Origin of the sequence: Amycolatopsis granulosa (genome assembly GCF_011758745.1) — a bacterium.
GTDB lineage: Bacteria > Actinomycetota > Actinomycetes > Mycobacteriales > Pseudonocardiaceae > Amycolatopsis_E > Amycolatopsis_E granulosa.
Genome location: NZ_JAANOV010000001.1, coordinates 2,922,137 through 2,947,801, shown reverse-complemented (window position 1 = coordinate 2,947,801; position 25,665 = coordinate 2,922,137). Strand labels below are relative to the sequence as shown.

Here is a 25,665-nt window from a genome sequence, read left to right as displayed (position 1 = left end):
GACTGCGGAAGGGTGATCTGCATGCGGGACGAGGAGGCGGTGCGCCGCTACGTCGAGCGCCTGGCGCTGGTGCTCACGCAGCTCGGTTTCCAGCGCATGCCCGCGCGGGTGTTCGCGGCCCTGGTGGTGACCGACGAAAGCCGGCTCACCGCGGGTGAGATCGGGGAGAAGCTGCAGATCAGCCCGGCCGCGGTGTCGGGAGCCGTCCGCTACCTGGAGCAGGTTGGGATGATCGTTCGGGAGCGGGAACCCGGATCGCGCCGCGACCACTTCCGGGTGACCGACGACATGTGGTTCGCCAGTATGCGCAAGCGCGACCGGTTCATGGAGCTGTGGCGGGACGCGGCCGTCGAGGGCATCCCGGTGGTGGGCGAGGACACGCCCGCCGGCAAGCGGTTGGCCGACATGCGGGACTTCCTCGCCTTCCTCATCGAGCAGCTCCCGTTGCTGTTCGAGCGCTGGGAGAAGGAACGTGCGAACCGCTAGGGCACCACGGCCTTGACCAGCTTGCGGGCCAGTCCCGCCGGGTCGCCGGACTCGGCGTCCCAGTTCCGGAGGAAGCCCTGCTGGAACGCGGCGCCCAGGAGGAGGGCCGCGATCGCGTCCGGGTCCGAAGTGGACGGTAGGCGGCCGAGGGTGCGCTCCGCGCGCAGGTACTCCGCGAGGCGGGCAACCGGGGTGCGGGGGGTCGCCCCGTGTTCGCGGATCGCGGCGCGGTGGGCGTCCAGCAGGTCCTGTGAGGAGAACAGGGACGCGCCGATCGGAAAGCTCTCGGTGTAGAAGTCGATCGCGGTCGCGGTGATGCGGACCAGGTTGCCGCGCAGGGTGTGCCGCCCCGCCGTCAGTTCGCCCAGCGCGGTGTCCAGGGCCGGCAACTGGGATGAGATCACGCCCAGGAAGATCTCGGTCTTGTCCGCGAAGTGCTTGTACAGCGCGGCTTCCGAAAAGCCGGCGGCGCGGGCGATCTCCTTGGTGGTGGCCCGCGCATAACCCTGCTCGCGCATGATCCCCGCGGCCGCGGCCAGTATCTTCTCCCGCGTTCCCATCGCTCCTCAGCGTTCTCTCAGGCCGTGCTTGACGGTTGGTGAGTACTCACTCACTATAGCAGGTGAGTGAACACTAACCACGGAGGAAGCCATGAAACTGACGGTGTTCGGTGCGACCGGTGGGACGGGCGCGCACGTCGTGCGGCAGGCGCTCACGGCGGGCCACCAGGTGACCGCGGTGGTGCGGGATCCGGCCCGCCTGGACGTGCCGGGGCAGCCGCGACTGGAGGTGGTGCCGGCGGACGTGCTCGACCCGGACGCGCTGGTGCCCGCCATCAGCGGTCGCGAAGCCGTCGTGTCCGCGCTGGGGCCGCGTGGCCGTGGACCGAGCGTGATCTGCCGGGACGGGACGAGCAGCATCATGACCGCGATGCAGACGGCCGGCGTGCGGCGCCTGGTCGTGGTCAGCAACAGCGGCATGCACCGGGAGGGGGACGGGTGGTTCACCAGGCTGGTGTTCAAACCCGTCCTGATCCGCATCCTGCGGGAGAGCTACGCGGACATGGGCGAGATGGAGCGCCGGGTCACCGCGTCCGGGCTCGACTGGACCATCGTGCGACCACCGAAGCTCAGCGACGGTCCCCACACCGGCCGCATCGCGAGCGAGACCAGGGGTAACGTGCGGGGGAGCTTCACCATCTCGCGGGCCGACCTGGCCGACTACATCCTGCGCGCGGTCGCTGATCCCGCGCTGTCCCGGGTTGCCGTCTCGGTGGCGAAGGGTTGACGGGAGCCGGAGGTCAGGATGGCGGGGACGCGGCGTGCGAAGCAGGCGGGTGCCGGAGTGTTTCCGTTCCGAGCGGGTTTGACGTTCGCCGCCACCGCCGGGCTCGCGCCGGTGCTGGTGACCCAGGGGTTGCGCGTACGCCGGACCACGCCGAGGCTGCCGGGGGCGGCCGGGCCAAGCCACGGGTCCGTGCCCGGGCCCGACCCGCTGCGGTTGCTGGTCGTCGGCGAGTCCACTGTGGATGGCGTCGGGGCGCGGACGCACGAGGACGCGCTGACCGGGCAGCTCGCGGTGGCACTGGCAAGCCGCCTGCACCGCGGGGTTTCCTGGCGTGTGGCGGGCCGGACCGGTGCCAACGCGCGCACCGTGCGGTCCGAGCTGCTGAACGAAGCCTGCCGGGAACCGGCCGACCTGCTCGTCGTCGCCCTCGGGGTGAACGACACCATCGAACTGCGCTCGCCGGGCCGGTACCGGCGTGACCTGCTGGCCCTGGTGGTCGCCGCGCGGCGCGCGCTCGGGCCGGTGCCGGTCCTGTTGGCCGGGGTGCCGCCGCTCGGCGCGTTCCCGGCACTTCCGCAGCCGTTGCGCCTCGTCCTGGGCCTGCGTGGCCAAGCGCTGGACACGGCGGCGGCGACGCTCGCCGCTCTGGCGGGTGTCACGTACTGCGCCGTACCCCGTGAGGTGGTCGACCCGGCCCTCTTCGCGGCCGACGGCTTCCACCCCGGGCCGCCCGGGTACCGGTTGTGGGCCGAAACGCTCGCGGATGCGGTCACCCGCTCGTCCTAGGGACGTTGGGTGGTTGCACACCGGCCCGCGGCTGGGACCTCCTCGGCACCGGTCAGCGCTCGGCGGCTTTGATCAGCCGTGCGGACAGCACCGTGATCGCGATGCGCAGCGCGGCGAGCACGATCGGCCCGGTGCCCGGCACCTTCTCCTGGAACGAGCCGCGCCAGGTCAGCCGCGTGCCGTTGCCGTCGGGCTCGGACAGCACCTCGGCGCGGTAGTCGTGCACCGGCGCCGCGCCGGCGAAGGTGTAGACGTGCCGCCGGTCCGGCTCGTATTCCAGCGTTTCCTCGCGGATCAGCAGTGGCCACGCGCCCACGGCCCGGATCGCTCCGACCCCGCCCCCCGGGCCTGCCCACCGGTCCCAGCGGGACACCACGATGAGCGGTTTTCCCCACTCGGACCAGCGTGCGCCGTCGCTCTCCAGCCGGAACAGGGTCGCCGGCGGGGCACTGCTGGTGCGGGTGATCTCGAAGGAGAACGTTCTGCGCGGCATTGCTGGCCTTTCCGTCCGGAGTCGGGGTTACCGAGCAGTAAACCAGGGCTTCACCGGATGCGGGGCCGCTGACCTTGGGGTTTCATGGGTTCATGGGCATCGACTTCAACGACATCAAGAAGAAGGCGCAGCAGGCGCTCGACCAGAACGCGGACAAGATCGAAAGCGGCATCGACAAGGCGAGCGGGTTCGCCAAGTCGAAGCTCGGCCAGCACGCGGACAAGATCGACAGCGTGACGTCGAAGGCGAAGGACTTCCTGCACAAGCAGTCCGGCGGCGGCTCCGACCCGCAGGGCGGTCCCGGTCCGGCGGGCCCCCAGACGGGACCCACAGGACCGACGGGACCCACAGGACCGACGGGACCCACAGGACCGACGGGACCGACCGAGCCGTAGGACCTACGGCACCTCGCCGATGGCGGTGCCGTCGGCGAGAGCCGTGATGCGGCCGCCGCGTTCCCCGAGCGCGCGCAGGCCGTTCCGGGCGTCCGGTGCGTCCAGGGCGACGCGGACGCCCGACGGCGTGGCCTGCCGGGCGCTCGCCAGCGCTTGCGCGCCTTCGTGACCGGAGTTGATGCTGACGGCGAGACCGCCGGTCGAGGCCAGTGATCCGCGCATCGCACCGAGCCGGCCGAGGGCCTCGTCGAGCACCGGCAGCAGCGCCTCGCGGTTGCCCTCGGTCATGGCGCGCACCAGGTCCGGCCGGGTCGCGGCGACCCGCGTGCCGTCGGTGTAGGACCCGGCGGCCAGGGCCAGCGCGACCGGCCCGCCGTCCGCGCCCACGGCCGCGAGCACGGCGGCCAGCAGGTGCGGCAGGTGGGAGATCCGCGCGACGGCCTCGTCGTGCCGGGCCGCGGTCAGCGGGACCACGTGCGCGCCGAGGTCGATCGCGAGCCGGGCCACCTCGGCCCATACCGTGAGGTCGGTGTCGTCCTCGACGCAGACCACCCACGCCGCGCCCCGGAACAACGTCGCGGTGCCGGCACGCCAGCCGGACTCCGCGGTGCCCGCCATCGGGTGCCCGGCGGCGAACCGGGCCTGCGGTGCGAACGCCCGCGCGGCCCTCACCACGCCGGCCTTCACGCTGGTCACGTCGGTGAGCAGGCAGGACGGCGCGCACTCACCGACCGTCCGCAGCACCTCCTCGACCGCGGTCAGCGGGACCGCCAGCACCACCAGCGCATCCCGGTCGGCGGCCCGGCGCAGCGCGGCCACGACGTCGGTGGAGGCGTCGAAGCCGTCGGCGAGCGCCGCCTCCGCGTCAGCCGCCGCGGTCGTCGCGCCCCAGACGGTCCGCCCGGCCGCGGCGGCCGCACGGAGCACCGAGCCGCCGATCAACCCGAGTCCGATCACGCATACGTCTCGCACGGGGCGTCATCCTGCCAGGGCGTCGAGCGCGAAGGCCGCGTACATCGCGACCCCGGCCGGGAAAGCGCCTTCGTGATGGCGCACCCGGTTCGAGTGGTTGGTTGGCGCCGCCGCCGGATCGACCTCGGGCGGGCACGCCCCGAGGAACGCGAACGCGCCGGGGACCCGTTGCAGCACATAGGAAAAGTCTTCCGCACCCATGTTCGGGTCGGTCAGCAGCTCCGACCGGCCGAGTACGCGCTGGGCCAGGTCGAGCACGCGCAGCGCCTGATCCGGGTCGTTCACGGTCACCGGGTAGCCGGGTTCGACGTCCACCAGCACCCGGCAGCCGTGCGCCGCACCGACCGCCTCGCACACCTTCGGCAGCTCGGCCTTCACCCGGGCCCGGGTCGCCTCGGACAGGGTCCGGATCGTCCCGGCCACCTCCGCGGTCTCCGGGATGATGTTGGTCGTGGTGCCGGCCGCGATCCGGGTCACCGACACCACCGCCGGGTCGAACACGCTGATCCGCCTGGTCACCATGGTCTGCAACGCGCCGACCATCGCCGCGGCCGCGGGGATCGGGTCGATCGCGATGTGCGGGCTCGAACCGTGCCCGCCCTTGCCGGTCACCTGGATCGTGAAGGTGTCGTTCGAGGCCATCAGCGGTCCGGGACGCGTGGTGATCAGGCCGGACTCGACGTGCGCCAGCAGGTGGATGCCGAAGGCCCGCTCCACCCGCGAGCCGGCGGCGTCGAGCACGCCTTCGTGGATCATGTGCCGGGCGCCGTGGTAGCCCTCCTCGCCGGGCTGGAACATGAACACCACCGAGCCGGCCAGCTCGTGGCGGCGCGCCGCCAGCAGCCGCGCGGCCGAGGCGAGCATCGCGGTGTGGCCGTCGTGTCCGCACGCGTGCATGGTCCCGTCCACTTCGGAGGCGAACTCCAGGCCGGTGTCCTCCTGCAGCGGTAGCGCGTCCATGTCGCCGCGCAGCAGCACCGCCGGCCCGTCCTGCGCGCCGCGCAGCACGGCGGTCAGCGCGCTGGTCGACTTCCCTTCGACGATCTCCAGCGGCAGGTCCTCGAGCGCCCGGCGGACGGCGGCCTGGGTGTGCGGCAGGTGCAGGCCCTGCTCGGGGTGGGCGTGGATCTCACGGCGCAGCGCGACGGTGGCCGGTTGCAGAGCCTCGGCTTCGGAGCGCAACACGGCGAGCCGGGTGTCCGGCAAAGGGGGCAACTCGGTGGGTCCCGTCATCATCCGATCCTCGCAGAGCGACTGCACCGATGATCCGTCCAGGTATACGGTGTGCGCTATGTCGGTGAAGGAGCCGGTTTCGGGATTCGCGGTGGCCGTGGTCCGGGAGGACGGCAAGTGGCGCTGCAGCGCGCTCGACGCCGGTGCGCTCGCGGGGCTGGACGCCGCCATCACCGAGCTGGCCAAGTTGCGGTCCACCGGGGCCGTGTTCGGCCTGCTCGCGGTGGACGACGAGTTCTTCGTGATCGTGCGCCCGAGCCCGCGCGGACCGTCGCTGCTGCTCTCGGACGCGGCGGCGGCACTGGACTACGACATCGCCGCCGACGTGCTCGACGTGCTCCGGGTCGATCCGCCGGACGAGGAGGACGACTCGATCTGGCCGGAGGGCGACCTCGACATCCTCGCCGACCTCGGCCTGCCGGGGCCCGAGCTCGAGGTGATCGCCGGTGAGGTCGATCTCTACCCCGACGAGCAGCTGCAGATGATCGCGCAGCGCTGCGGGTTCGGCAGCGAGTTCACCGCGCTGCTCGACGAGATCTGACGTGTCCGACGCCGACCTGGTGTCCGCGGCGCTGGCCGCCGCGCGGGAGGCCGGCCCGGACGTGCCGATCGGCGCTGCGGTCTTCGCTCCCGACGGCCGCCTCCTCGCCCGCGCCCACAACGCGCGCGAGGAGCTGGGCGACCCGACGGCGCACGCGGAGATCCTGGCGCTGCGGGCGGCCGCCAGCCAGTTCGGCGACGGCTGGCGGCTGGACGGCTGCACCCTCGCGGTGACGGTCGAGCCGTGCACGATGTGCGCCGGGGCGCTGGTGCTCGCGCGCGTGGCCCGCGTCGTGTTCGGGGCGTGGGAGCCGCGCACCGGCGCGGTCGGGTCGCTGTGGGACGTGGTGCGCGATCGCCGGCTCAACCACCGGCCGGAGGTGCGCGGCGGCGTGCTCGAGGCCGACTGCGTCGCGTTGCTGGCCGAGTTCTTCGCCGGTCACCGCGACGTGTGATCCGCCGGGTGGCGGGGTAGCCCCGGAGCGACCGCGTCGAAGGAGGGTCGATGAACGTCGTGAAGAACCGGATGACGAGCCGGTCCCGTCAGGCCAAGGGCGGGGCGCGGGAGCTGTTCGGCCGCCTGACCGGCAGCCGCCGTCACCAGGCGGCCGGCCGCGCCGAGCGGATCCGCGGCATCGTGCGTGAGACGACGACCGAGGTCGCGGACTGGGCGGCCACCGCGGCACGCGACGCGCAGCGCCGCTTCCGCACCAGGTGAGGAGTGCCTGCGAGCCGCTCTCGGGCGTCTAGTAACCTAGTCGGCGGTAGCGTGTCCGAGCGGCCGAAGGAGCACGACTCGAAATCGTGTGACGGTTGACCCCGTCCGTGGGTTCAAATCCCACCGCTACCGCTGCGAACAGGCAGAACGCCCGCCCCCGCTCGTTACGGGGGCGGGCGTTCTGTCGTTCCGCGGGCCGGATCGCGGGCGGAGCCGGAGCGGTCAGATCCAGTACGGCACACGCGCCCGGTAGTTCCGCAGCATGACGAGTGCGACCGTCCACGCGGCGAGCGTCAGACCGCCGGCCACCAGCCAGCTCCACCAGTGCAGCTGCTGTCCGATCAAGGGTTGCCGCACGATCTGCACGTAGTGGTACAGCGGGTTGAGCTCGATGATCCAGGCTTTCCCCGGTGCGTTCTGGATCAGCTTGTCCAAGGGCCAGGTGATCGGGACGAGGATGAAGAGAAGCTGGATTATCGCGCCGATCAGCGGTGGGGCGTCCCGGAACCGCGTGGCGACGATGCCCAGGATCAGCGCCGCGGCGATGCCACCGGCCAGTGCCAGCCCGAAACCGGGGAGCACCAGGAACGTGTTCCAGCCGAGGCCGGGGTGGCACACCATGCCGTCCGGTGTCCCGCACGCCTGCCCGTCCATCGTGTAGCCGTGCTCGTGCAGCCGGCGGAAGAAGAACGCGAGAAGGACGAAGTAAATGATCAGGTTGTGGGCGAGGATGAGCGTTTGCCGCCACACGGTCCGCAACACGTAGACGGTGAGCGGTGCCGACGTCTGCGAGAGGAGTTCCGCGCTCTCGGTGAAACTGCCCATCCCGTCGGACAGGCAGCCTCCGATGAAGGCCCAGACGATCAGGCCGGTGCCGACGTAGGGGAAGAACGTCGCTGCCGGGCTGTGCCAGATGAGGCTGAACACGCTGCCGAGCCCGGCGGTCGTGACGCCCATCGTCACCGTCATCCAGAACGGTCCCAGCAGGGAGCGACGGTAGCGGCTCCTGATGTCGTTCCACCCGAGGTGGCCCCACAGCCGCCAGGACCGGAATCCCCGTCGCAGGTCCTCGCGCGCGCGGCTCCAGCTTCGCGGATCATCCACCGGAGCACCGCCGGCGCTCCGCGCTCGTTCCAGAGTTGATGGCTGCACGGAGCCAAGCTACCGCCGGAACCGGTGGGTTGAGGCGGTACGGGAGCGGTTTCTCCGCCGACCGCCGATTCCCGTAGCCCGCCCGCACCGACCGGTCCTGACCTCGGCAAGTCGTCACCCGATCGTGTCAGCAGTTGGTCGGGGTGCGAGCCTACGTTCGGCCAATGACACTGATCAACATCCGCACCCTGTCCGCCGTGGTGACCCTCGCGGCCGCCGGGGTGCTCGTCCCGGCCGGTAGCGCCTCCGCCATGCCCGACCCGCCGGGGGACGGCTGGGACCACACCTTCTCGGCGCTCGGCGTCACCGTTTACGCCGAGGAGTACGGGGATCGGATCGCGGTGTGCGACACGGCGGCCAACGGGGCCAGCGCGGTCGTCAACGTGTGGGCCGGGCCGTGGAAGTACGAAGCCGTGGCCAGCGGCTTCGGCACCTGTACCACCCACCGGGCGAGCGAGGGCGGCGCCTACAACCTGCCGGAGGGCGTCTACATCGATCTCTACTACAAGGGCGACAACGGCTACGCCACGCACAGCGGATACACCAACGACCACTGACACCCGTCCTCGGTCGTAGGCCGGGCGGGCGAACCGTTACCGGTTGTTGTCGCTGAGTCTTTCTTCGCCTCACCTCACCGAGGGAAGATGCCTCGACTGATGATCAGACGAGGGGACTCAGGGTGACGACCACTCGAAGAATCGGCGTGCTCGCCGCCACCGCGCTGGCCGCATCGGCGGTAGCGGCGGCACCCGCCTCGGCGGCGAGCGCCGACGTCGTGATCGCCGAGGTCTACGGGGGCGGTGGCAACAGCGGCGCCACGTTGACCAGCGATTTCATCGAACTCGCCACCGCGGGCGGCACGGTCGGGCTGGACGGCTGGAGTGTGCAGTACCTGCCCGGTTCGCCCAGCGCGTCGAGCCGCTGGCAGGTCACTCCGCTGACCGGCTCGGTGGCCGCGGGCGGCCGCTACCTGGTGGCCGAGGCCACCGGCTCGGGCGGCACGGTGCCGTTGCCCGCCGCCGACGCCACCGGCTCGATCGCGATGGCCGCGACGTCCGGCACCGTCGCGCTCGTCCACGGCACCACACCCCTGACCTGTCTCACCGCGCCGGACTGCGCCGCCGATCCACGTATCCGTGACCTCGTCGGTTACGGCTCCGCGGCCGTCCGCGAACGCAATCCGGCCCCCGCGCCCGGGAACACCACCTCGGTCGCCCGGGCGGCCCTCACCGACACCGATGACAACGCGGCCGACTTCGCGACCGGTGCCCCCACCCCGGTCAACGGCCGTGGTCAGACCTCCGGCGGTGACGCGGGTGGCGCACCCGCCAGGATCCACGACGTCCAGGGCACCACGCGGATCTCGCCGCTGGCCGGCACCAAGGTCACCGGCGTGACCGGCATCGTCACCGCCGTGCGGGCGTTCGGTTCCGCGCGCGGCTTCTGCATGACCGATCCGCGGCCCGACAACGACCCGCGCACCAGCGAGGGCGTGCTGGTGTTCACCGGCTCGGCCACGCCCGCGGTCGCCGTCGGCGACGCGGTCACGGTGTCCGGCACCGTCACCGAGTACTACCCGGACAGCCCGGCCACCTCCGTTCACCAGTCCACGACCGAGATCACCGGTGCGCGCTGGACCGTCCAGTCCACCGGCAACACGCTGCCCGCCCCGACGGTGATCACGCCGGACACCGTCCCGGGCGCGCTCGTGCCGCAGCCGGGCGGCAACATCGAGAACCTGCCGCTGGAGCCGGCGAAGTACGCGCTGGACTTCTGGGAGGCGCACGAGGGCGAGGTCGTCACGGTCCCGGACGCCCGCGTCGTCGGACCGTCCACCAGCTACCACGAGGTCTACGTGACCACGAAACCGGCGGAGAACCCGACCGGACGCGGTGGCACCGTCTACACCGGATACGACTCGCCGAACACCGGCGTGCTCAAGGTCGAGTCGCTGATCCCGTTCGCGCAGCACCCCTTCCCGCAGGCGAACACCGGGGACACGCTCACCGGGCTCACCTCCGGGCCGATCGAGTACGACAGCTACGGCGGTTACACCGTGCAGGCCACCGCCCTGGGTGAGGTCAAGGACGGCGGCATCCAGCGCGAGGTGACGCGCAAGCAGTCGCCGAGCGAGCTCGCCGTCGCGACCTACAACGTCGAGAACCTGTCCGCTGTGGACGATCAGGCGAAGTTCGACCAGCTGGCACACGCTGTCGTGGACAACCTCGCCGCGCCCGACATCGTGACCCTGGAGGAGATCCAGGACAACAACGGCGCCGGCGGCGACGGCGTGGTGGCCGCCGATGAAACCCTGAAGCGGTTCACCGACGCGATCGTCGCGGCGGGCGGCCCGCGCTACGAGTGGCGCCAGATCGACCCACAGGATCGGACCGACGGTGGGGAGCCGGGCGGCAACATCCGGGTCGGCTTCCTCTTCAACCCGAACCGGGTGTCCTTCGTGGACCGTCCGGGTGGGGACGCGACGACGCCGGTGTCGGTGGTGGCGGACCACGGCCGGCCGCGCCTGTCGGTGTCGCCGGGACGGATCGACCCGGGCAACCCGGCGTGGACGAACAGCCGCAAGCCGCTGGCCGGGGAGTTCGTCTTCCACGGGCACACCGTGTTCGTGATCGCCAACCACTTCAACTCCAAGGGCGGGGACCAGCCGGTGCACGGCCGGTACCAGCCGCCCACCCGGGGTTCCGAGGTGCAGCGCGGGCAGCAGGCCCGGGTGCTGCGCGGGTTCGTCGACCAGCTGCTGGCCGCCGACCCCTGGGCCGATGTCGTCGTGGCCGGGGACCTGAACGACTACCAGTTCTCCCCGGCGCTGCGCACGCTCACCGCCGGCGGTGCGCTGACCGATCAGATCGACCGGTTGCCCGCGGGCGAGCGGTACAGCTACGTCTACGAGGGTAACTCGCAGGTGCTCGACCACATCCTGACCTCGCCCGCGCTGGCGCGGGTGGACTACGACGTCGTGCACATCAACGCCGAGTTCGCCGAGCAGGCCAGCGACCACGATCCGCAGATCATCCGCTACCGCCCGGCCCGCTGACGCCAGCTGACCGCCGCCGCCCCCAGCGCGGCGGCGGTCAGCGGTGCAGCTGCCGAGCCCGGCGCTGAGCGGCGCGGGCGGCCTGGAGCATCGCCTCGGCGAGGTCCATCGGCTGCACCTGCTCGAACAGCGCCGAGTTGACGGCGACCTCGATGACCTCGCCACTGGGCGAGACACCGACCTCGACCAGCCCCCAGTCATCCTGGGCCGTGGTGACCTGCTGCGCGGCCTGGCGGCGCCGGGCGGCCGGCTGCTCCTCGACGGACCTGGTGGTCAGATCGTGGTTCACCCGGACCTCTTTTCGCTCCGTCGGTCATCGCCCGTCACCGACTCCCCAGTGGTTCCGTGAGGAACCAACCACACCCGCGCAACGTCTGACAACCATGCACTGGACACGAGCCACGGTCGAGCACCTCTCCCGCCGCGACGTCGCGCCCGCGGTGCCGGCCACCCTGCGCGGCGACCTCACCTGGGCGCGGGTCTACGTGCGCCGTCCGACACCGAAGCCGGACACGCTCGAGCCGGAGACCTGGATGCGCCCGGCCAACTAGCTACCGCCGCGCGCGCCAGCCCAGTGACAGTACGGCGTCGACCAGTTCCTGGTACGCCTCCTTGACCTCGCGCAGGTACAGGTCCAGCCGGGAGGCGTAGGCGTGCGGGGCCGGCGCGGGGTCGGCGCCCACCTCGAGCCAGGGCAGGCGGCTCACGTTGTCCTGCGCCATCCGCCACCAGTGCTGCGCGCCCTGCACGGTGCGGGTCTCGCGCTCCCGGGCCTCGGCCACGGCGGCTTCCGCGGCGGCGATCTCGGCGTCCAGCTCCTCGGCTCGCCGCCGCTCCCACGCCCGCAGCTCCTGCGCCGCCTTGCCGGCCAGCCCGACGATCTGCTTGTACTCCTGGCCGGCGTTCATGTCTGGTGCTCCGGGCGGTCGAAGGGAATCATCACCTCGGGAGACACGTGCGTGCTGCGGTCGAAGAACAACGCGCGTCCTGGCCGCGGCGACCAGTGCACGACCTGTCCGGCCGCGAACTGGCTCAGCTCCGCGCCCTGCACGTCGAGTGCCGCCCATGCCCCGATGTCGTCGGTGCCGGCGAACCCGAGCGTGTCCTTCAGCCGCGCCGTGCTGCGCCACCAGCCAATCGTGTGGGTGCCCTTTCCGGGACCCTGCTTGAGCACGACCCGGAAGTGGTCGAGCCCGCTCCTCAGCTGACCGGGTGCCTTCTGCTCGAGGATGGGCAACGCTCCGTCCACGCCGTAGAGCAGCAGGATCCTGGCGTGCTCGGGTGGTTCCTCGGCGAGCTTCGCCATGTGCTCGCCGAGCTCCACGTCACTCAGCCGCACCACGCGGTGCCCGTCGGCCTCGAGACCGTCGGCCAGCTCGCCGACCGCGGACGCGCACCGGTCCACCAGGCAGGACACCAGGAACTCGACCTCGTGCGGCGGGTACTGCCTGCCGAGCGACCGAGCCGCGGCGTCCATGATGGACAGTGCCTCGGCGATCGCCGTGCCCATCACCGCCAGGTTCCGGCCGGGCGCCCCGGTCAGCTCGACCGCGCACGCGGTGTCGGCCACGTCGATCGACTGGCCCAGCAGCGCCCGCGGCGTCCCGCCCGTGGTGAGCGCGCCGTACGCGGCCGAGTGCTCCAGCACCGGTGAGTGCGCGCCGTCGAACAGCCGTGGCCGCTCGTGTTCCCGGGCGTAGCGCTCCCACAGTTCCCGTTGCAGCGTCGAGAAGATGTCCTTGCTGCTCGCGTCGGGCACGTGCGCGAGCTGGTTGCCGTGCGCCACTCCGGAGTCGTGGTTGATCACCGCGTGCCACTTCGGCGCGGCGACGGCGGCGTTGTTGGTCTCGGCGAGCACGCGCCGCGCCTTGGGCATCGCGATGCGCAGCGTGCACTGCTCGAACACGGCCGGCTTGCCCCAGAACGCGTCGATCCCGGCGATGTCCTGGCTGGCCAGGATCAGGTGGATGCCCTGCGCGCGGCCGCGGCGGGCGATGTCCTCGAGCAGCGCCGTCGCCTGGTTGGTGACGCCGTCCCGGCCCGCGAATAGGTACTGGAACTCGTCGATCACCGCCACGATCCGCGGCCAGTGCCCGTCCGGGTCCTGCTGGCGCAGCCCGGCCAGGTCGGTGACCTCGTGCTCCTTCGCCGCGGCCGACCGGCGGCGCAGTTCGTCGGCGAGGAACCGCAGCAGCGCCAGGCCGAACTCGCGGTCGGTGTTGACGTTCACCCCGATCAACCGCGCGTGCGGCAGCCAGCTCGCGTCGCGGCGGCCCGGCGCGAGCCCGGCGAAGGACACACCCTCCTTGAAGTCCAGCAGGTACAGCGCGAGCTCGTCCGGTGGGTAGCGCGCGGCGAGGCTGCCGAGCAGGGCGTAGAGGAAGTTGGTCTTGCCCGACCCGCTCGGCCCGCCGATCAGCGCGTGCGGGCTCGCGTCGCCGATCACCACCTCGACCGGATCGCCCTCGTAGAACCCGACCGGCGCGCGCAGCTCGCGCGCGGAGCTCTCCTGGCCCAGCTCGGCCGGCAGCAAATCGCGGAACGACCGCGGGCCGCCCTGCTTTTCGATCAGGGCGTCGGCGAGCCGGCTGGCGGCGGCGCTGACCTCGGTCGACGGGATCGGCGGGTCCAGGTCGACGACCAGGTCGGGCCCGGTCATGCTGGTCGCCGCGTGGTGCTCGTCGAGCATGCGGATGTTTTCGAAGGAGCCGCCCAGGATCGCCGGGACGTCCACGGTGATCAGCGAGATGCCGGCGGCCAGCGCGGCGCCGGCGATGCGCTTGAGCTCGCGCAGCGGTTCGGGCGCCCAGGTCTCGCCGTTGCCGAACAGCACCGCGATCCGCCACGGCTCGACCCGCTGCCCGAGCTGGTCGCGCAGCCCGCGCAGTGACGTGTGCCCGGACTGCATGGTCTGGGCGTGGATGCGGCGGATGTGCCCGGTGAGCTCGTCGAGCAGGACGCCGAGCTGGTCCGGGTCGTACAGCGTGACCGCGGACGTGCGGGACAGCGAATACAGGTTCGGCAGCACGGCCGTCAGCTGCGCGACGTCCCACAGGTGCACCCGCACCGCACCGAGCTCCATCGCGCTGAACACCCGCAGCAGCAGGCCCTCGATGAGCGATTCGACCGCGCGGCGGGTGTGCACGGCGGTGGTGATCGCCAGGTGCGAGTCGTCCAGCAGCGGCACCACCACCGGGAACGGGCCGGAAGAGTCCATCGTGGACGAGCCGATGCGCCACAGCGGCGGCGGGCTGAGCGGTTCCCGACCGGGCCGGCCCAGCCACGCGCTGGGCGGCAGGCTCGCCGGTCCGGGCGCGACCTGCGCGACCAGGTCGCGCAGCCGGGCCGGCACGGTCGCCGCGTCCGTGTAGAACGCGGCGTGCTGCGCGTTGAGCTTGTCCCGGACTCCGGCCATCACCGGGCTGCGCAGTGCGGCGGCGAGGTGCTCGTCCCCGGCCGCGGCGTCGATGCCGGCCCGCACGATCTGCTGTTCCAGCTGCAGCCGGGCCAGTTCGGTCTCGGCGATCTGGCGTCCGGCCTGCGCGGCGCCCAGCACCATGCCGAGCTTCTCGCGCATGGCGCCCAGGGCCGCGACGACCCGGCGTTTCTGCTCGTTGGGCTTCGGCATCGCGCGCCTACAGCCGGGCCAGGTAGGTGTTCACCAGGTCGTCCGCGGCGCGCAGCCGGTCGGCGTCCTTGCCGAGCCGGTCGGCCGCCGCCGCGAGTTCCGGCGGCACCCACGCCTCGGCGTGTTCATGGGCGTTGACGATCACTTCGCGTGCTTCGTCCAAGAGCTCCACCGCACGGTTGGTGTGTTCGCTTGCCTCGGCCAGTTTCGCACGGAACGCGGCCAGCTGGGCCTGCAGCTCGGGGAGCGAGAACATCTAGAGCCGGGCGGCGTACGACTCGGCCGACGACACGGCGGCCTGGATCGTGTTCTGCTGCCCGCTGATGCCCTGCAGCGCCTCGGCGAGCATGCTGTTCGCCTGGGTCACCTCCGGCTGCGTGCTGCCCGAGGTGACCTGACCCAGGATCTGCTGGGCCTCCTCGAGTGCCTGAGCGGCCTGCTGGAGGGCTGCGACGCCGGCATTGCACTTCTCGTTCGCCATCGCGATCCCAGCGCGGATCTCTTCCACTCCGGCCATAGTGACGCGGGTTCTCCTCGAGCTAGCGGTCCGTCCGGCCGCGTGCGCGGCCTGTTACCAAACTATCGGTAGAGCGCGCCGGACCATGAGCCTGGGCACTGGTGCATCCGGGTGAAGTGTGGACACCATCCGCTCAGTGGCTGCAGGTGGGGCACGCGGTGCCACCGGAGGCGAGCGCGATGTGCTCCTGGATCGCCCGCAGCCAGTCGCGGATCCGGAGCCGCCGGTCTCCCCGTCCGTGCCGGTGCTGCCGGTTCCTGGCGTGCGCGAGAACGATGAACCAGTCCGCGACCGCCTGGTCGTAGAGCACGAGCTCGTCGACCGGAACGCATTGCGCGAGCACGCGCTGCCGGCTTCGATCAGCAGCGCGCGCATATCGGCACCATGCCGTTCGCGGAAGCCCGCGCTCCGCGCCTGGTCGTCGTAGGCATCGGGGAACAGTTCGGCGTCCGGCAGCCCGCGCCGGCGCCGGAACACGCCGGGCTCCAGCGCCCGCAGCAGACCGGCGACCTCCGTGCGCAGTCGCGCCGCGAACGGCCCGGCCATGCTGATCTCGACCGTCCCGCCCGGGGCCGGGCGTGCGCTGAACTGGTATCCCGCCATCGTTACCGGCTCCGGAGCGTCACGTGCAGGCCCCACAACTGGAGGTCCGCGACGAGGGCCTCGGCCTGCTCACGGGTGGTGCACCAGGTCAGGCAGCCCTCGCCGGTCGTGTCGACGTCGTGGGCCATCTTGAACCCGCGTTCCACGGGCAGCCCGTAGGCGCGGGCGACCGCGAACGCGACGGTGGTGTGGGAGTTCACGTCGTCGTCGTGCAGCACCACGACCCACTGCTGGTCCGACATGCGCCCGGACTCCCCCAACGGGGAAACGCCGGGCGCCCTGTGCGGGTCGCCCGGCGTTTCGCCTGTTCAGCGGCGGAGGATACGGGATTCGAACCCGTGAGGGCTGTTACACCCAACACGATTTCCAATCGTGCGCCTTAGGCCGCTCGGCCAATCCTCCGCCCAGAAGGGTACAGCAGGCCCGCGCGCGCTCCGGCTAGGGCCGCTTCTGTCCGGCGCAAGCCCCGGACCTGCCCGGCGTGTCACGCCGAGCGGCTCAGCGGCTCCCCGTCGCCGGGAGCGCCGAGCGGCCGGAACAACGCGCAGATCTCGTCCACGACCCGGCGGTGTGCGGCGAGCGCCAGGTGGCCGACCCCGGGGAGCACCACGTTGCGCACGTCCAGGTCTTGGTGCTCGATCCGGCCGTGCCTGCTGGGCAACACCACCTCGTCGCCGTCGCTGGAGAACGTGACGAACTTCGTGCCGCACCCCGGGGCGGGCTGGTTCAGCTCCGCCACCAGGTCGCTGCCCGGCCGCAGCTGCCGGGCCAGTGGAAGAGGCGAGAACAACCACGCCGCGACCGTGCCGCCGTGCGGCGTGCCGACGGTGACCACCGTCCCGGCACGGCGGTGCCCGCCGAGCCGCTGCACGTAGTACCGGGCGATCAGGCCGCCCAGGCTGTGGCCCACCAGGTCGACCCGCGTCGCGCCGGTGACCTCGCACAGCTGCTCGACCTGCTCGGCCAGCCGCGCCGCCGCGGACCGGACGTCCCGCAGCAGCAGGCTGTAGCTGAACGACACGACCGGCCCGGCGCCGCAGCGCTCCAGCGCGAGCTTGAGGTCGGTGAAGACCGCCGTGTTGTCGGCCAGACCGGGCAGCACCACCAGCGGGCGGACCGGCGCCGCGCCACCCGGGCGCACGGACCAGCGCCGCCCGATACCCGCCGGGTACCGGACCGCGTGCGCCACCACGCTCGCGATCTCGCCGGCGACCGTCCGGAGAACCGCCATCGCACACCTCCACGCCGAGGTGGTCGTCCACTCGATGCGAGGTTAACCGGACCTACCGACAGTTTCGTTTCGCCGGACCGGTCTCGGTTTCGTTTCGGACCCGATCAGTGGACGCGGTGGCCGTCCCGCGAGCGAATCGCTGTCACGAGTTCCCGGAAAAGGATTGCCGGCGTCCCTCGTCGGCGATGAAGGTGCCCTTCGCCCGGATGGTGAACACCAGGCCGCGCTGGCGGAGGATGTGCGTCGCGTGGCGGGCCGTGCCCAGCGACACGCCGTACTCCGCCGCCAGCCGTCGTTCGGCGGGCAGAGGTGTGTTCGGGAGCAGCTCACCCGACTCGATCCGGGCCGCGAGGTGCTCGGCCATCATCTCGTAGAGGTAGCCCGGCTGTCCGCTCGGGTCGAAGTCTGGGACGGTCACGCGGAGAACGTAGAACGGCGTTAATAGGGGCCGATTCGGCGGTTGCTCCCTGATGCACTTGTGCGCGCTATGACGGGGTTGACCATGAACGTCCCGGCGCGTTCACGCTACCGGGTGGCGGAATTCGGTCCGGTGCCGTGTTCTCATCGGACTTGATTCGGCTCACGCAATGAGTCGTGGCCGCGCCCGCGCAGGATCTCGAACCGATCGGTCCCGGGCCAGCTGTTCACCCAGCTGGACCCGTCGACGTCCTTGGCGTGTTTCTTCAGCGGCGCCAGCAGCCGCGACACCTCGCGGTAGGACCTCGCGGCATCGCCCGCGCACACGACCGTCGCCAGCGACACGGTGACCGGCAGGTGCTCGGCCGTCCACGGGGTGTCCAGCAGGGCGTCCGCGACGATCGGGATCTCGTCGATGGCGCACGCGATCAGGAAGTCGTCGCCACCCACGTGACTCACCGTGACGCTGCGCAGCTTCGCCGCCAGTTCCGTCAGCGTCCGGCCCAGCGCCCGGATCAGGTCGTCGCCCGCCGCGAAGCCCACCGTGTCGTTGACCCGCTTGAACGAGTCGACGTCCAGCCACGCCACCACGAGCGGGTGGCCCTCGGCGATGCGGCGGTCCACCTCACGGGCGACCGCGTCGCTGCCCGGCAACCGGGTCAGCGGGTTCAGCGCGGCCGCTTCCTCGATCTTCGCCTCGGCCATGGCACGCACGATCTCGGTCACGAACACCACGCCGCGGCACTCGCCGTCCGGGCCGATCACGATCACGTCGTCGCCGGTTCGGGTCAGGTCGGCGTCGGTGACCAGGTCGAGCAGTTCCAGCGCACCGGCGCCGGTGCGGATCGTGCGCGGCGGGTCGGCCAGCCGCGCGGCCGGCTTGTTCGCGTGCAGTGCGTGCCCGAACGGGCCGGTCAGGTCCAGCAGGAACCGCGCGCGGTCGATCGACCACCGCGGCCGCCGCGCGCCGTCCAGTCCGACGATCCCGCTCGGCGCGTCGTGGTCGAGCAGGACCCGCCGGACGTCGTCACACGTCGCGTCGTCCGGCAGGGTGGTCGCCGGGTGCAGGAAGTCGTCCACGCGCGGCGCGGTCGTCGGGGTCGGCGGCACCGGCAGCGCCGGCCCGGGCGGCTCAGTGACCAGCCCGGACGGCATGCCGCTGGTGCGGGCGGGCGCGAACAGGTTGCCCTGCACGATGCGCATCCCCAGCCGGCGCACCGTCGCGAGCTGTTCCTCGGCCTCGATGCCGGTGGCGGCCAGCCGGATGCCGGTGCGTGCGGTGAAGTGCACGAGCGATTCGACCAGCGCGACCGTGGCGGCATCGCCGGGCAAGCGCCGCAGCGCCGTGCGGTCCAGTTTGACCAGGTCGACCAGGGCCTCGGCGAGCAGGTTCAACGGCAGGTCACCCGAGCCGAGCCCGTCGAAGGCCAGCCGGAACCCCAGTTCGCCGAACCGGTGCATTCCGGCGAGCAGTGCGTTCGGCGACACCCCGTGGAACGGCGCCCCGATCTCCAGCACGATCTCCCGGGGACGGCGGCCGGTGCGGCCGAGAGATTCGAGCAGGGGATCGAGGACCAGGTGCGGCGCCGCGGCGGAGAGCGCGGTCAGGTTCAGGTGCAGCGGGAGCAGCGTCTCGTGGGCCGCCTCGGCGAGCACCGCCTGCGCGGCGAGCCCGGCGTCGACGTGGACCAGCCGTCCGCGGCGCTGCGCCGCCCGCAGCAGGTCCTGGACGCGGCCGGCGGCCGGCCGGGCGAGGGCTTCCACGCCGACGACCCCGCCGGTGTTGAGGCTGTACAGCGGCTGGAAGGCGAAGCCCACCTCCCCGTCCGCAGCTGCCACAGCCTGAATCCTCCGCCGCCGCGAGGCCAACGAGGCCAGATCGTCGGCGGATTGTGGTTGACCTCACTTTTCCGTTCGGATGCCTCCGAACTGGCCCCTACCGCGGTCGGCCGCGGCCCCTCCAGGCTGGTCTGGTCGTTCGCGCTGACCAGGGAGGAGTCGTTCGTGGCGCCGTCCCCCAGTAGTGCCGTCGCGGCCCTGGCCGGCGCCGGGAATCTCACGAGATGCAATTTGCAATCCGCAAATTCGCCCGTTCGTCGGTAGCAATTGAACAGCGAACAACGGAGAGTGGTGCCGTGGAGGTGTATGGGAGTCGGCGCCACCGATCGTTGACCTTCTCGACTGCCCGGAAACATGACAGTACTGCCGTTGGATCGCTACCGGCTCTTCCACTCGCGGGACGTGGACGACACCCGCGAGCAGGTGAGCCGCATCTTCTGCGCGCACGAGATGCACACCGTCGGCCGCGGCCCGCAGCTGAACACCAGGGTGAACTACCGCCGCCTGGAGAACGTGACGATCGCGATGCTCGCCTACGGCACCGACGTCCGCGTCGAACTCGGCGAGCTCGGCTCGTTCTACGTGATCCTCGCTCCGGTGTTCGGTGAAGGCGTGGTCCGGTGCGGACCGGAGCAGATCACCGTCACGCCGGGCACGGCCGCGGTGGTCGGCACGGACGAGCCCATGCGCATGCGGTTGTCCGCCGACTGCGTCCAGCTCGTGGTCCGGATCGAACGGCCCGCGCTGGAGGCGCGCCTGGCCGAGCTCATCCACGGCCCGGTGTCCGAGCCCGTGCGGTTCCGGTCGGGCATGGACCTCTCGCGGGGCTACGGCCGCAGCTGGTACCGGACGCTCGCGTACGGGGTGTCGGAGCTGGACCAGTCGGACACGATCCTCACGCTCCCGGCCGCCGTCGAGGTGTTCGAACGGAACCTGATCACCGGGTTGCTGCTGGCGCAGCCGCACAACTACACGGCGATGATCGAGGGCCGGGACCGCCCGGTGCCCTCGCGCCCGCTGCGGGCGGCGCTCGACCTGATCCACGGCAGGCCGGAGGCCCCGCACACCACGGCCAGCCTGGCGCACCAGGCCGGGGTGAGCGTGCGGGCACTGCAGAAGGCGTTCCGGGAGCAGCTCGGCAGTTCGCCCGGCGAGTACCTGCGCGGGGTGCGGCTGCAGCGGGTGCACGACGAGCTGTCGGCCGCCCAGGTCGAGGTCACCACGGTGGGGGAGGTCGCCAGCAAGTACGGGCTGATGCACCACGGCCGTTTCGCGGCTGCCTACCGGGACCGGTTCGGCGAGTCGCCCAACGCGACGCTGCGCCGCCGGTCGCGGCGTCTACTCGAGGTCTGAAGGGGTGAAATCGTGCGGGACGAAAGCAGAACGGCACGCCGGGGAGCGTGCGCCGGTGGGGCGCGCGCGGTACCCGGGTGGTGAGCGGCGAGACGGTGGCGGCCCAGGAGGCGGTCCCCATCGGACGGCTGATCCGGTCCGCCCGGCAGCGGCGCGGGCTCACCCAGTACCAGCTCGCGGACGAGCTCGTCCTGGTCTCCGGCAACGAAAGCCTGGGCCGCGGTGAGGTTTCCCGCTGGGAGCGGGGAAAACGGGTGCCCGGTCCGTACTGGCAGCAGCACCTGAGCCGGGTGCTGGGCGTGCCGCCGGACGAGTTGCGCGCGGCGGCGCGGGCGACGAAACAGTGGCGGCAGCGCCAGTGAGACCCGTGGAGCCGGCACCGCGCCGGCCCAGCGCGGTGCGCTAGGCCGGCCGCGCTCCTGCGGGGTGCTCGGCCGGTTCTCCTGGAAAGATCCGGTCGATCCGGTGGTTCAGCAGGGCTTCCGCCTCGTCCGGTGTGCGCTGGCCGAGCAGCATCGACGTCTGGAGTCCTTCGGCTCCGGCGAGGAGGAACGCGGCCTCGGCGCGTGCGTCGATGTCGGGCCGTGCCTGGCCGAGTTCCCGGCCCTGCCGGAGGAGATCGGTGACGAGGTCTTCGAGGGCGCGCGGGCCGTCGCGGACGGCTTCCGCGAGGTCCTCGTCGGCGAGGAAGCGGACGAAGAACGCCACGTGCACCAGGTAGCGACTGCGTCGCTCCTCGTCCAGCGGCAGCATCTCCAGCAGCACACCACGCACGATGGCGCGCATGTCGCCGGTTCCGTCCAGGTGCATGAGGCGCTCGCGGGCGCGCCGCTCGGCGTCGGCGTTGAGGATCTCCAGTGCGCCGAGCAACAGCTGGTCCCGTGTGCCGAAGTGGCACTGGAGCAGGCGGGCGGAGACGCCGGCCTCGGCGGCGACCTGCCGCGGGCTGACGTCCTCCAGTCCGCCTCGCATGGCCAGCCGCCACACCGCTTCCGCGAACGCCGGGCAGCTCACCGGGCACCTCGTGCTCACCGTTGGCGGAGTCGCCCTGGCGGCCTGGTCGCGCCGGTTCCCGGAACCGGCGAAACGCCGATGAGGAAGCGCCCTGACCAGGGACTGTTTCGATCCGAACACGAAACCTTGAACCGACGCGACGGTTACGTAGACTTTGCCGCGGCGAGACGCCCCAGATCCCGCTGCGCCGGCCGGTACCTCAGCGTCGAGGAGCGGCCGGCGCAGCCGCCCCACTCCCTCAGCACGCGTGCTTGGCGCGCAGGACCGTGGTGAGCGCGTCCGTCACCCGGTTCCCCGGCAAGGTCCCGTCGGTGCTCGCCTGCTCCAGCGCGTCCAGCACGGCCGACACCCGGCCGCCGGATGACCACAACGCCTGGTCGGCGCCGGACTGCAGGGCCTTCACCACCGCCTGCGGCAGCGGATAGCGCTGGGTGATCGCCTTCATCGCGCCCAGGTCGTCGGTCAGGATCGGCCCGCGGAAACCGAAGTCGCCGCGCAGCAGCTGGTAGGCCGCCGGGGACAGCGACGCGGGTTCGCCGCCGGTCAGGTCCGGCACCTCGAGGTGGCCGACCATGACCGCGGCATTGCCGAAGTCCCCGATGTTCCGGTACGGCAGCAGGTCGGCGTCACGCAGCTGCGACAGCGGCGGCGTGGTGACCGAGCCCTTGTGCGAGTCGCCGGTGGCGTGCCCGTGGCCGGGGAAGTGCTTGAGCACCGGCTGGACACCGCTGTCGGACAGCCCGGCGGCGAAGGCCTGCGCGTAACGCCGGGCGGTCGCCGGGTCGGCGCTGAACGAGCGGTCGCCGATCACCTCGTCCGCGGCCGCGTCGGTGAGGTCCAGCACCGGCGCGTAGTCGGTGGTCACCCCGCGCGCGGCCATCGCCCGTCCCCGGTCGCGGGCGAGGTCGCGCACCTGGGCGGGCGTGAGCGTGGCGGCCATCCGGCGGGCGCTGGGCATCGACCCGTCCAGGTCGTCGATGCGCTGGACGCGACCGCCCTCGTCGTCGACCGCGACGGACACCGGCACCCGGGCGGCCCGCTGGACCTCGTCGAGCGCCTTGTTCTCCAGCAGCGCCGTCGCGTTGCCGCCGAGGAAGATCCCGCCGACCTGTTCGGAGCGGACCAGGTCGGTGGTGGCGCGCGGATCCGCGGCGTCCACCCCGACGACCACGAGCTGGGCCATCCGCTGGCGGGGCGTGAGCTGGCTGATCACGGTGGCGCAGGCGTCCGGGCCGTTGACGGCGGAGATCCGCGGTTGCGGTGCCGGCGGTGCGGCCGGGACCTGCTGGTCGGCTTCGTCGCCGCCGGTGTAGACGACGCCGGCGGTGAGCAGGGCCCCGGCAGCCAGGACGAGCAGCAGTCGCCGGGTCAGGGGCTGGGCCGGCCTCATGGGTTTTCGGTGGTCCTCTCGGCGCGGGATGGCTTCCGCGGCTCACGGTAACCCAGGGCCCGGGGCGTCCACCGGGCCGTGGCCGGACCGGGTGAGCCCGCGCACGTGTGCGAGTGCCGGCGCACGGGTAGTCGCAGGGATGCGATTCCCGCGTGAGCGGCCTCGCACCCGTGCGGAGTACGAGCGGGGCCTTCCCGGCTACCACGACCCGACGGCCGGCTTCGGTGGTGCGGCGCCCACCTACAGCGCGCTGACCCTGCGGATCTGGCTCGCGTCGATCGGCATCGTCCTCGCCATCGGGACCGCCGTCCTGTTCGCCACCATCCACGCGTGGTGGGTGACGGTGCTGATGTCCCTGCTGGTGGTGGGGCTGGTGGTCGACCTGCTGTGGGTCGTGCACCGCAAGCGCCGCGGCGAACCGGGTTGACGCGCCGCGGCCACGGGTAGACCGGGAGCATGAGGCGGCGACACACGTTCCGTGACCGCCGCGAGGCCGGCAGGCAGCTCGGCGAGCTGTTGCGTGAGCGCGAATGGCTCGATCCGCTGGTGCTGGGCCTGGCGCGCGGTGGCGTGGTGGTCGGTCACGCGGTGGCCGAGGTGCTGGGCGCCCCGCTGGACGTCGCGGTCGCGCGGAAGATCGGTGCGCCCGGGCAGCCGGAGTTCGGTGTCGGCGCGGTGACGCCGGACGGCCCGCCCTACTACGACGAGCACTCGCTGTCCGTGCTGGGACTGCGGCCCGCGCAACTGGAAGCGGCGTGCCTTGCCGAGCGCGCCGAGGCCCGCCGCCGCGCTGTCGTCTACCAGCGTGGCCGTCCGCCGGTGCCGCGGGCCGGGCGGGACGTGCTCGTGGTCGACGACGGGCTCGCGACCGGGGTGACCGCGCGGGCAGCGTTGCGGTCGTTGCGCGAGGACCGCCCGCACGGCCTCGTGTTCGCCGCACCGGTGTGCGCCCCGGAGGCCGCGGCGGCGTTGAAGAGCGACGCCGACGAGGTGCTGTGCCTGCTGGCACCGCACGGGTTCCGGTCGGTCGGGCAGTGGTACACCGATTTCCGCCAGACCGGAGACGACGAGGTCCTCGAGTTGCTGGAGACGCCATGACCGTTCCGCTCACCGTCGATCCCGGGCTGGAGGGCGACCTGACGGTTCCGGCCGACGCCCTCGGTGTCGTCGTGTTCGCCCACGGCTCGGGCAGTTCCCGGCGCAGCCCGCGCAACATCGCGGTGGCCCGCGAGCTGCAGGACAACCGGTTCGCCACGCTGCTGTTCGACCTGCTCAGCCCCGGCGAGGACGGTGGCGGCACGCGGTTCGACATCGATCTGCTGACCGGACGGCTGCGGGCGGCGATGGCCGAGCTGTCCCGGCACGAGAAGACGGCGGACCTGCCGCTCGGCCTGTTCGGGGCGAGCACCGGTGCCGCCGCCGCACTCCGCGCCGCCGCGGCCGAACCCGGGCGCGTGCGGGCGGTCGTCTCCCGCGGCGGGCGCCCCGACCTCGCCGGCGACGCGCTGCCCCGCGTGCAGAGCCCGGCGCTGCTGATCGTCGGCGCCCGCGACGACGAGGTGCTGCGGCTGAACCAGCGGGCGGCGGCGGAACTGACCGCCCCGCACCGCATCGAGGTCGTCCCCGGGGCTTCGCACCTGTTCGAGGAACCGGGCGCGCTGGAGGCCGTGGCGCAGCTGGCGGCCGCCTGGTTCAGCGACCACCTGCGTTAGGGCTTGCGGCCGACCGCGGCGAGGATGCGGGACTTCGACGGCGCGTCGGCGAACAGCGCGTGCTCGTCGGGGTGCCATTCCGGCGCGAAGACCAGCCCCGGCTCCACCAGCTCGAAGTCGCCGTAGAACTTCAGGAACTCCTCCCGCGAGCGGTACTGCCCGGGGTTGGTGGTGGTCTCGTAGTAGGCCTTGAGGTCGTCCAGCGCCTGGCGTTCCTCGTCGTCGGCAGGGTTCTCGTCGGTCAGCTGGCACATGATCAGCATCGAGCCGGGCGCGAGCTGGTCGCGGTAGAAGTCGAGCGCCTGGTGCGGTTGCTGCTCGTCCTTGATGAAGTGCAGCACCGCGTTGATCACCAGCGCGACCGGCTGCTCGAAGTCGATCACGCCTGTGTCCGCGACCCGCTGCCACAGGTTGACCGGCTCCAGCAGGTCGCCGGCGATCGCCTGGTGGCGGTCCGGGTCCGCGGTGTCGGCGAGCAGCAGCTGCGAGTGCGCGAGCGCGATCGGCTCGTTGTCGATGTAGACGACCGTGGTGTCCTGCTCGGGGCGGGCCTCGTCGGCGACCTCGTGCACGTTGCCTGCGGTGGGCAGGCCCGAGCCGATGTCGACGTACTGGCGGATGCCGGCCTTCGAGGTGTACCGGACCGCGCGGCCGAGGAACTGGCGGCAGGCCACCGCCGAGTCGGGGATCAGGGGCAGCCGTGCGCGCACCTTGTCACCGAAGGCGCGGTCGATCGCGTAGTTGTGGTTCCCGCCGATGAAGTAGTCGTACACCCGTGCCGCGGACGGCCGGTCGAGGCTTCCCTCGACAGCCCGCAGCACCTCGTCGTCTGCCGCCATGTGAC

Annotated in this window: 33 protein-coding genes and 2 tRNA genes; 16 read left to right on the top strand and 19 right to left on the bottom strand. The window is 72.0% G+C overall.

Going from position 1 to position 25,665, the window contains the following annotated elements; genetic code table 11:
- Positions 1–21: 21 nt before the first annotated feature.
- Positions 22–486 carry a GbsR/MarR family transcriptional regulator gene (locus FHX45_RS14345; protein WP_167101249.1) on the top strand — a complete coding sequence of 155 codons (465 nt, stop codon included), beginning with the start codon at positions 22–24 and terminating at the stop codon, positions 484–486.
- Here the strand turns inward: FHX45_RS14345 and FHX45_RS14340 are convergent.
- Positions 483–1,046, bottom strand: a complete 564-nt coding sequence (locus tag FHX45_RS14340; protein WP_167101247.1) for a TetR/AcrR family transcriptional regulator — start codon at positions 1,044–1,046, stop codon at positions 483–485. The genes FHX45_RS14345 and FHX45_RS14340 overlap by 4 nt on opposite strands.
- 91 nt (positions 1,047–1,137) lie before the next feature.
- On the opposite strand from FHX45_RS14340, the gene FHX45_RS14335 reads away from it, so the two are divergent.
- Positions 1,138–1,773 (top strand): NAD(P)-dependent oxidoreductase, encoded by a 636-nt coding sequence (locus FHX45_RS14335; RefSeq protein ID WP_167101244.1) that lies wholly within the window; start codon positions 1,138–1,140, stop codon positions 1,771–1,773.
- Positions 1,774–1,851: 78 nt separating this feature from the next.
- Positions 1,852–2,559, top strand: coding sequence for an SGNH/GDSL hydrolase family protein (locus FHX45_RS14330; protein ID WP_243869045.1), 708 nt, complete (start codon positions 1,852–1,854; stop codon positions 2,557–2,559).
- A 52-nt stretch (positions 2,560–2,611) separates the two neighbouring features.
- Here FHX45_RS14330 and FHX45_RS14325 read toward each other — a convergent pair whose 3' ends face one another.
- Positions 2,612–3,052 (bottom strand): SRPBCC family protein, encoded by a 441-nt coding sequence (locus FHX45_RS14325; protein WP_167101238.1) that lies wholly within the window; start codon positions 3,050–3,052, stop codon positions 2,612–2,614.
- Positions 3,053–3,144: 92 nt separating this feature from the next.
- Between FHX45_RS14325 and FHX45_RS14320 the strand changes: the two genes are divergently transcribed.
- Positions 3,145–3,447 carry an antitoxin gene (locus FHX45_RS14320; protein ID WP_167101235.1) on the top strand — a complete coding sequence of 101 codons (303 nt, stop codon included), beginning with the start codon at positions 3,145–3,147 and terminating at the stop codon, positions 3,445–3,447.
- A gap of 3 nt (positions 3,448–3,450) precedes the next feature.
- Here FHX45_RS14320 and FHX45_RS14315 read toward each other — a convergent pair whose 3' ends face one another.
- Positions 3,451–4,404, bottom strand: coding sequence for a prephenate dehydrogenase (locus FHX45_RS14315; protein ID WP_167108939.1), 954 nt, complete (start codon positions 4,402–4,404; stop codon positions 3,451–3,453).
- A 21-nt stretch (positions 4,405–4,425) separates the two neighbouring features.
- On the bottom strand, positions 4,426–5,652 hold the full coding sequence (locus tag FHX45_RS14310; RefSeq protein ID WP_167101232.1) for a M20 metallopeptidase family protein: 1,227 nt from the start codon (positions 5,650–5,652) through the stop codon (positions 4,426–4,428).
- A 58-nt stretch (positions 5,653–5,710) separates the two neighbouring features.
- On the opposite strand from FHX45_RS14310, the gene FHX45_RS14305 reads away from it, so the two are divergent.
- From FHX45_RS14305 to FHX45_RS14290, 4 genes are all read left to right on the top strand, one after another.
- Positions 5,711–6,193, top strand: coding sequence for a tRNA adenosine deaminase-associated protein (locus FHX45_RS14305; RefSeq protein ID WP_167101230.1), 483 nt, complete (start codon positions 5,711–5,713; stop codon positions 6,191–6,193).
- Position 6,194: 1 nt separating this feature from the next.
- Complete coding sequence (locus FHX45_RS14300) at positions 6,195–6,647, top strand: deaminase (protein ID WP_167101227.1); 453 nt, start codon at positions 6,195–6,197, stop codon at positions 6,645–6,647.
- 50 nt (positions 6,648–6,697) lie between these two features.
- A complete protein-coding gene (locus FHX45_RS14295) occupies positions 6,698–6,910 on the top strand; it encodes a CsbD family protein (RefSeq protein ID WP_167101223.1) in 213 nt (70 codons plus the stop codon).
- A 45-nt stretch (positions 6,911–6,955) separates the two neighbouring features.
- Positions 6,956–7,042, top strand: a tRNA-Ser gene (locus FHX45_RS14290).
- Between the two features lie 90 nt (positions 7,043–7,132).
- On the opposite strand, the gene FHX45_RS14285 is transcribed toward FHX45_RS14290, so the two are convergent.
- The gene (locus FHX45_RS14285) at positions 7,133–8,014 is read right to left on the bottom strand and encodes an ABC transporter permease (RefSeq protein ID WP_341771456.1); all 882 of its coding nucleotides are present in this window, start codon (positions 8,012–8,014) and stop codon (positions 7,133–7,135) included.
- 212 nt (positions 8,015–8,226) lie between these two features.
- Between FHX45_RS14285 and FHX45_RS14280 the strand changes: the two genes are divergently transcribed.
- Together FHX45_RS14280 and FHX45_RS14275 are read left to right on the top strand one after the other, a co-directional pair.
- Entirely contained in the window at positions 8,227–8,619 is a 393-nt protein-coding gene (locus FHX45_RS14280; protein WP_167101220.1) for a hypothetical protein, read from the top strand.
- Positions 8,620–8,741: 122 nt separating this feature from the next.
- Positions 8,742–11,117, top strand: coding sequence for an endonuclease/exonuclease/phosphatase family protein (locus tag FHX45_RS14275; protein WP_341771455.1), 2,376 nt, complete (start codon positions 8,742–8,744; stop codon positions 11,115–11,117).
- A gap of 37 nt (positions 11,118–11,154) precedes the next feature.
- Here the strand turns inward: FHX45_RS14275 and FHX45_RS14270 are convergent, their stop codons facing one another.
- Positions 11,155–11,406 (bottom strand): YbaB/EbfC family nucleoid-associated protein, encoded by a 252-nt coding sequence (locus tag FHX45_RS14270; protein WP_167101218.1) that lies wholly within the window; start codon positions 11,404–11,406, stop codon positions 11,155–11,157.
- A 94-nt stretch (positions 11,407–11,500) separates the two neighbouring features.
- Between FHX45_RS14270 and FHX45_RS14265 the strand changes: the two genes are divergently transcribed.
- The gene (locus FHX45_RS14265; protein WP_167101215.1) at positions 11,501–11,668 is read left to right on the top strand and encodes a hypothetical protein; all 168 of its coding nucleotides are present in this window, start codon (positions 11,501–11,503) and stop codon (positions 11,666–11,668) included.
- Here the strand turns inward: FHX45_RS14265 and FHX45_RS14260 are convergent, their stop codons facing one another.
- The 10 genes from FHX45_RS14260 to FHX45_RS14215 all read right to left on the bottom strand — a co-directional run bounded on the left by FHX45_RS14260 (position 11,669) and on the right by FHX45_RS14215 (position 19,352).
- Complete coding sequence (locus FHX45_RS14260) at positions 11,669–12,025, bottom strand: hypothetical protein (RefSeq protein ID WP_167101212.1); 357 nt, start codon at positions 12,023–12,025, stop codon at positions 11,669–11,671.
- Positions 12,022–14,745, bottom strand: coding sequence for an FtsK/SpoIIIE domain-containing protein (locus FHX45_RS14255; RefSeq protein ID WP_167101209.1), 2,724 nt, complete (start codon positions 14,743–14,745; stop codon positions 12,022–12,024). The genes FHX45_RS14260 and FHX45_RS14255 overlap by 4 nt, the downstream gene beginning before the upstream one ends.
- 7 nt (positions 14,746–14,752) lie before the next feature.
- Positions 14,753–15,001 carry a hypothetical protein gene (locus FHX45_RS14250; protein WP_167101206.1) on the bottom strand — a complete coding sequence of 83 codons (249 nt, stop codon included), beginning with the start codon at positions 14,999–15,001 and terminating at the stop codon, positions 14,753–14,755.
- Positions 15,002–15,262, bottom strand: coding sequence for a hypothetical protein (locus tag FHX45_RS14245; protein ID WP_167101203.1), 261 nt, complete (start codon positions 15,260–15,262; stop codon positions 15,002–15,004).
- A 133-nt stretch (positions 15,263–15,395) separates the two neighbouring features.
- The gene (locus tag FHX45_RS14240) at positions 15,396–15,605 is read right to left on the bottom strand and encodes a hypothetical protein (protein WP_167101200.1); all 210 of its coding nucleotides are present in this window, start codon (positions 15,603–15,605) and stop codon (positions 15,396–15,398) included.
- A gap of 262 nt (positions 15,606–15,867) precedes the next feature.
- The gene (locus FHX45_RS14235) at positions 15,868–16,107 is read right to left on the bottom strand and encodes an ATP-dependent Clp protease adaptor ClpS (protein ID WP_167101196.1); all 240 of its coding nucleotides are present in this window, start codon (positions 16,105–16,107) and stop codon (positions 15,868–15,870) included.
- A gap of 73 nt (positions 16,108–16,180) precedes the next feature.
- Positions 16,181–16,267 (bottom strand) — tRNA-Ser (locus tag FHX45_RS14230).
- Positions 16,268–16,349: 82 nt separating this feature from the next.
- Positions 16,350–17,096: a lipase family alpha/beta hydrolase gene (locus FHX45_RS14225; RefSeq protein ID WP_167101193.1), complete on the bottom strand. Its 747-nt coding sequence runs from the start codon at positions 17,094–17,096 to the stop codon at positions 16,350–16,352.
- Positions 17,097–17,238: 142 nt separating this feature from the next.
- On the bottom strand, positions 17,239–17,514 hold the full coding sequence (locus FHX45_RS14220) for a GntR family transcriptional regulator (RefSeq protein WP_341771454.1): 276 nt from the start codon (positions 17,512–17,514) through the stop codon (positions 17,239–17,241).
- A 143-nt stretch (positions 17,515–17,657) separates the two neighbouring features.
- Positions 17,658–19,352, bottom strand: a complete 1,695-nt coding sequence (locus tag FHX45_RS14215; protein WP_167101190.1) for an EAL domain-containing protein — start codon at positions 19,350–19,352, stop codon at positions 17,658–17,660.
- Between the two features lie 369 nt (positions 19,353–19,721).
- On the opposite strand from FHX45_RS14215, the gene FHX45_RS14210 reads away from it, so the two are divergent.
- Together FHX45_RS14210 and FHX45_RS14205 are read left to right on the top strand one after the other, a co-directional pair.
- On the top strand, positions 19,722–20,705 hold the full coding sequence (locus FHX45_RS14210) for an AraC family transcriptional regulator (protein WP_167101187.1): 984 nt from the start codon (positions 19,722–19,724) through the stop codon (positions 20,703–20,705).
- Between the two features lie 80 nt (positions 20,706–20,785).
- Positions 20,786–21,067 (top strand): helix-turn-helix domain-containing protein, encoded by a 282-nt coding sequence (locus tag FHX45_RS14205; protein WP_341771453.1) that lies wholly within the window; start codon positions 20,786–20,788, stop codon positions 21,065–21,067.
- Positions 21,068–21,107: 40 nt separating this feature from the next.
- Here the strand turns inward: FHX45_RS14205 and FHX45_RS14200 are convergent, their stop codons facing one another.
- Positions 21,108–21,719, bottom strand: a complete 612-nt coding sequence (locus FHX45_RS14200; protein WP_341771452.1) for a TetR/AcrR family transcriptional regulator — start codon at positions 21,717–21,719, stop codon at positions 21,108–21,110.
- A 238-nt stretch (positions 21,720–21,957) separates the two neighbouring features.
- The gene (locus FHX45_RS14195) at positions 21,958–23,109 is read right to left on the bottom strand and encodes a glycoside hydrolase family 3 N-terminal domain-containing protein (RefSeq protein ID WP_167101184.1); all 1,152 of its coding nucleotides are present in this window, start codon (positions 23,107–23,109) and stop codon (positions 21,958–21,960) included.
- 139 nt (positions 23,110–23,248) lie between these two features.
- On the opposite strand from FHX45_RS14195, the gene FHX45_RS14190 reads away from it, so the two are divergent.
- Genes FHX45_RS14190 through FHX45_RS14180 form a run of 3 tightly spaced genes read left to right on the top strand, consistent with a single transcriptional unit; the run spans position 23,249 to position 24,821 of the window.
- The gene (locus tag FHX45_RS14190) at positions 23,249–23,536 is read left to right on the top strand and encodes a DUF6343 family protein (protein WP_167101181.1); all 288 of its coding nucleotides are present in this window, start codon (positions 23,249–23,251) and stop codon (positions 23,534–23,536) included.
- A gap of 29 nt (positions 23,537–23,565) precedes the next feature.
- Positions 23,566–24,207, top strand: a complete 642-nt coding sequence (locus FHX45_RS14185) for a phosphoribosyltransferase (RefSeq protein ID WP_167101178.1) — start codon at positions 23,566–23,568, stop codon at positions 24,205–24,207.
- Positions 24,204–24,821 (top strand): dienelactone hydrolase family protein, encoded by a 618-nt coding sequence (locus FHX45_RS14180; RefSeq protein ID WP_167101175.1) that lies wholly within the window; start codon positions 24,204–24,206, stop codon positions 24,819–24,821. The genes FHX45_RS14185 and FHX45_RS14180 overlap by 4 nt, the downstream gene beginning before the upstream one ends.
- Here the strand turns inward: FHX45_RS14180 and FHX45_RS14175 are convergent.
- The gene (locus FHX45_RS14175; RefSeq protein WP_167101172.1) at positions 24,818–25,660 is read right to left on the bottom strand and encodes an SAM-dependent methyltransferase; all 843 of its coding nucleotides are present in this window, start codon (positions 25,658–25,660) and stop codon (positions 24,818–24,820) included. The two genes, FHX45_RS14180 and FHX45_RS14175, sit on opposite strands and share 4 nt — an antisense overlap.
- Positions 25,661–25,665: the final 5 nt, after the last annotated feature.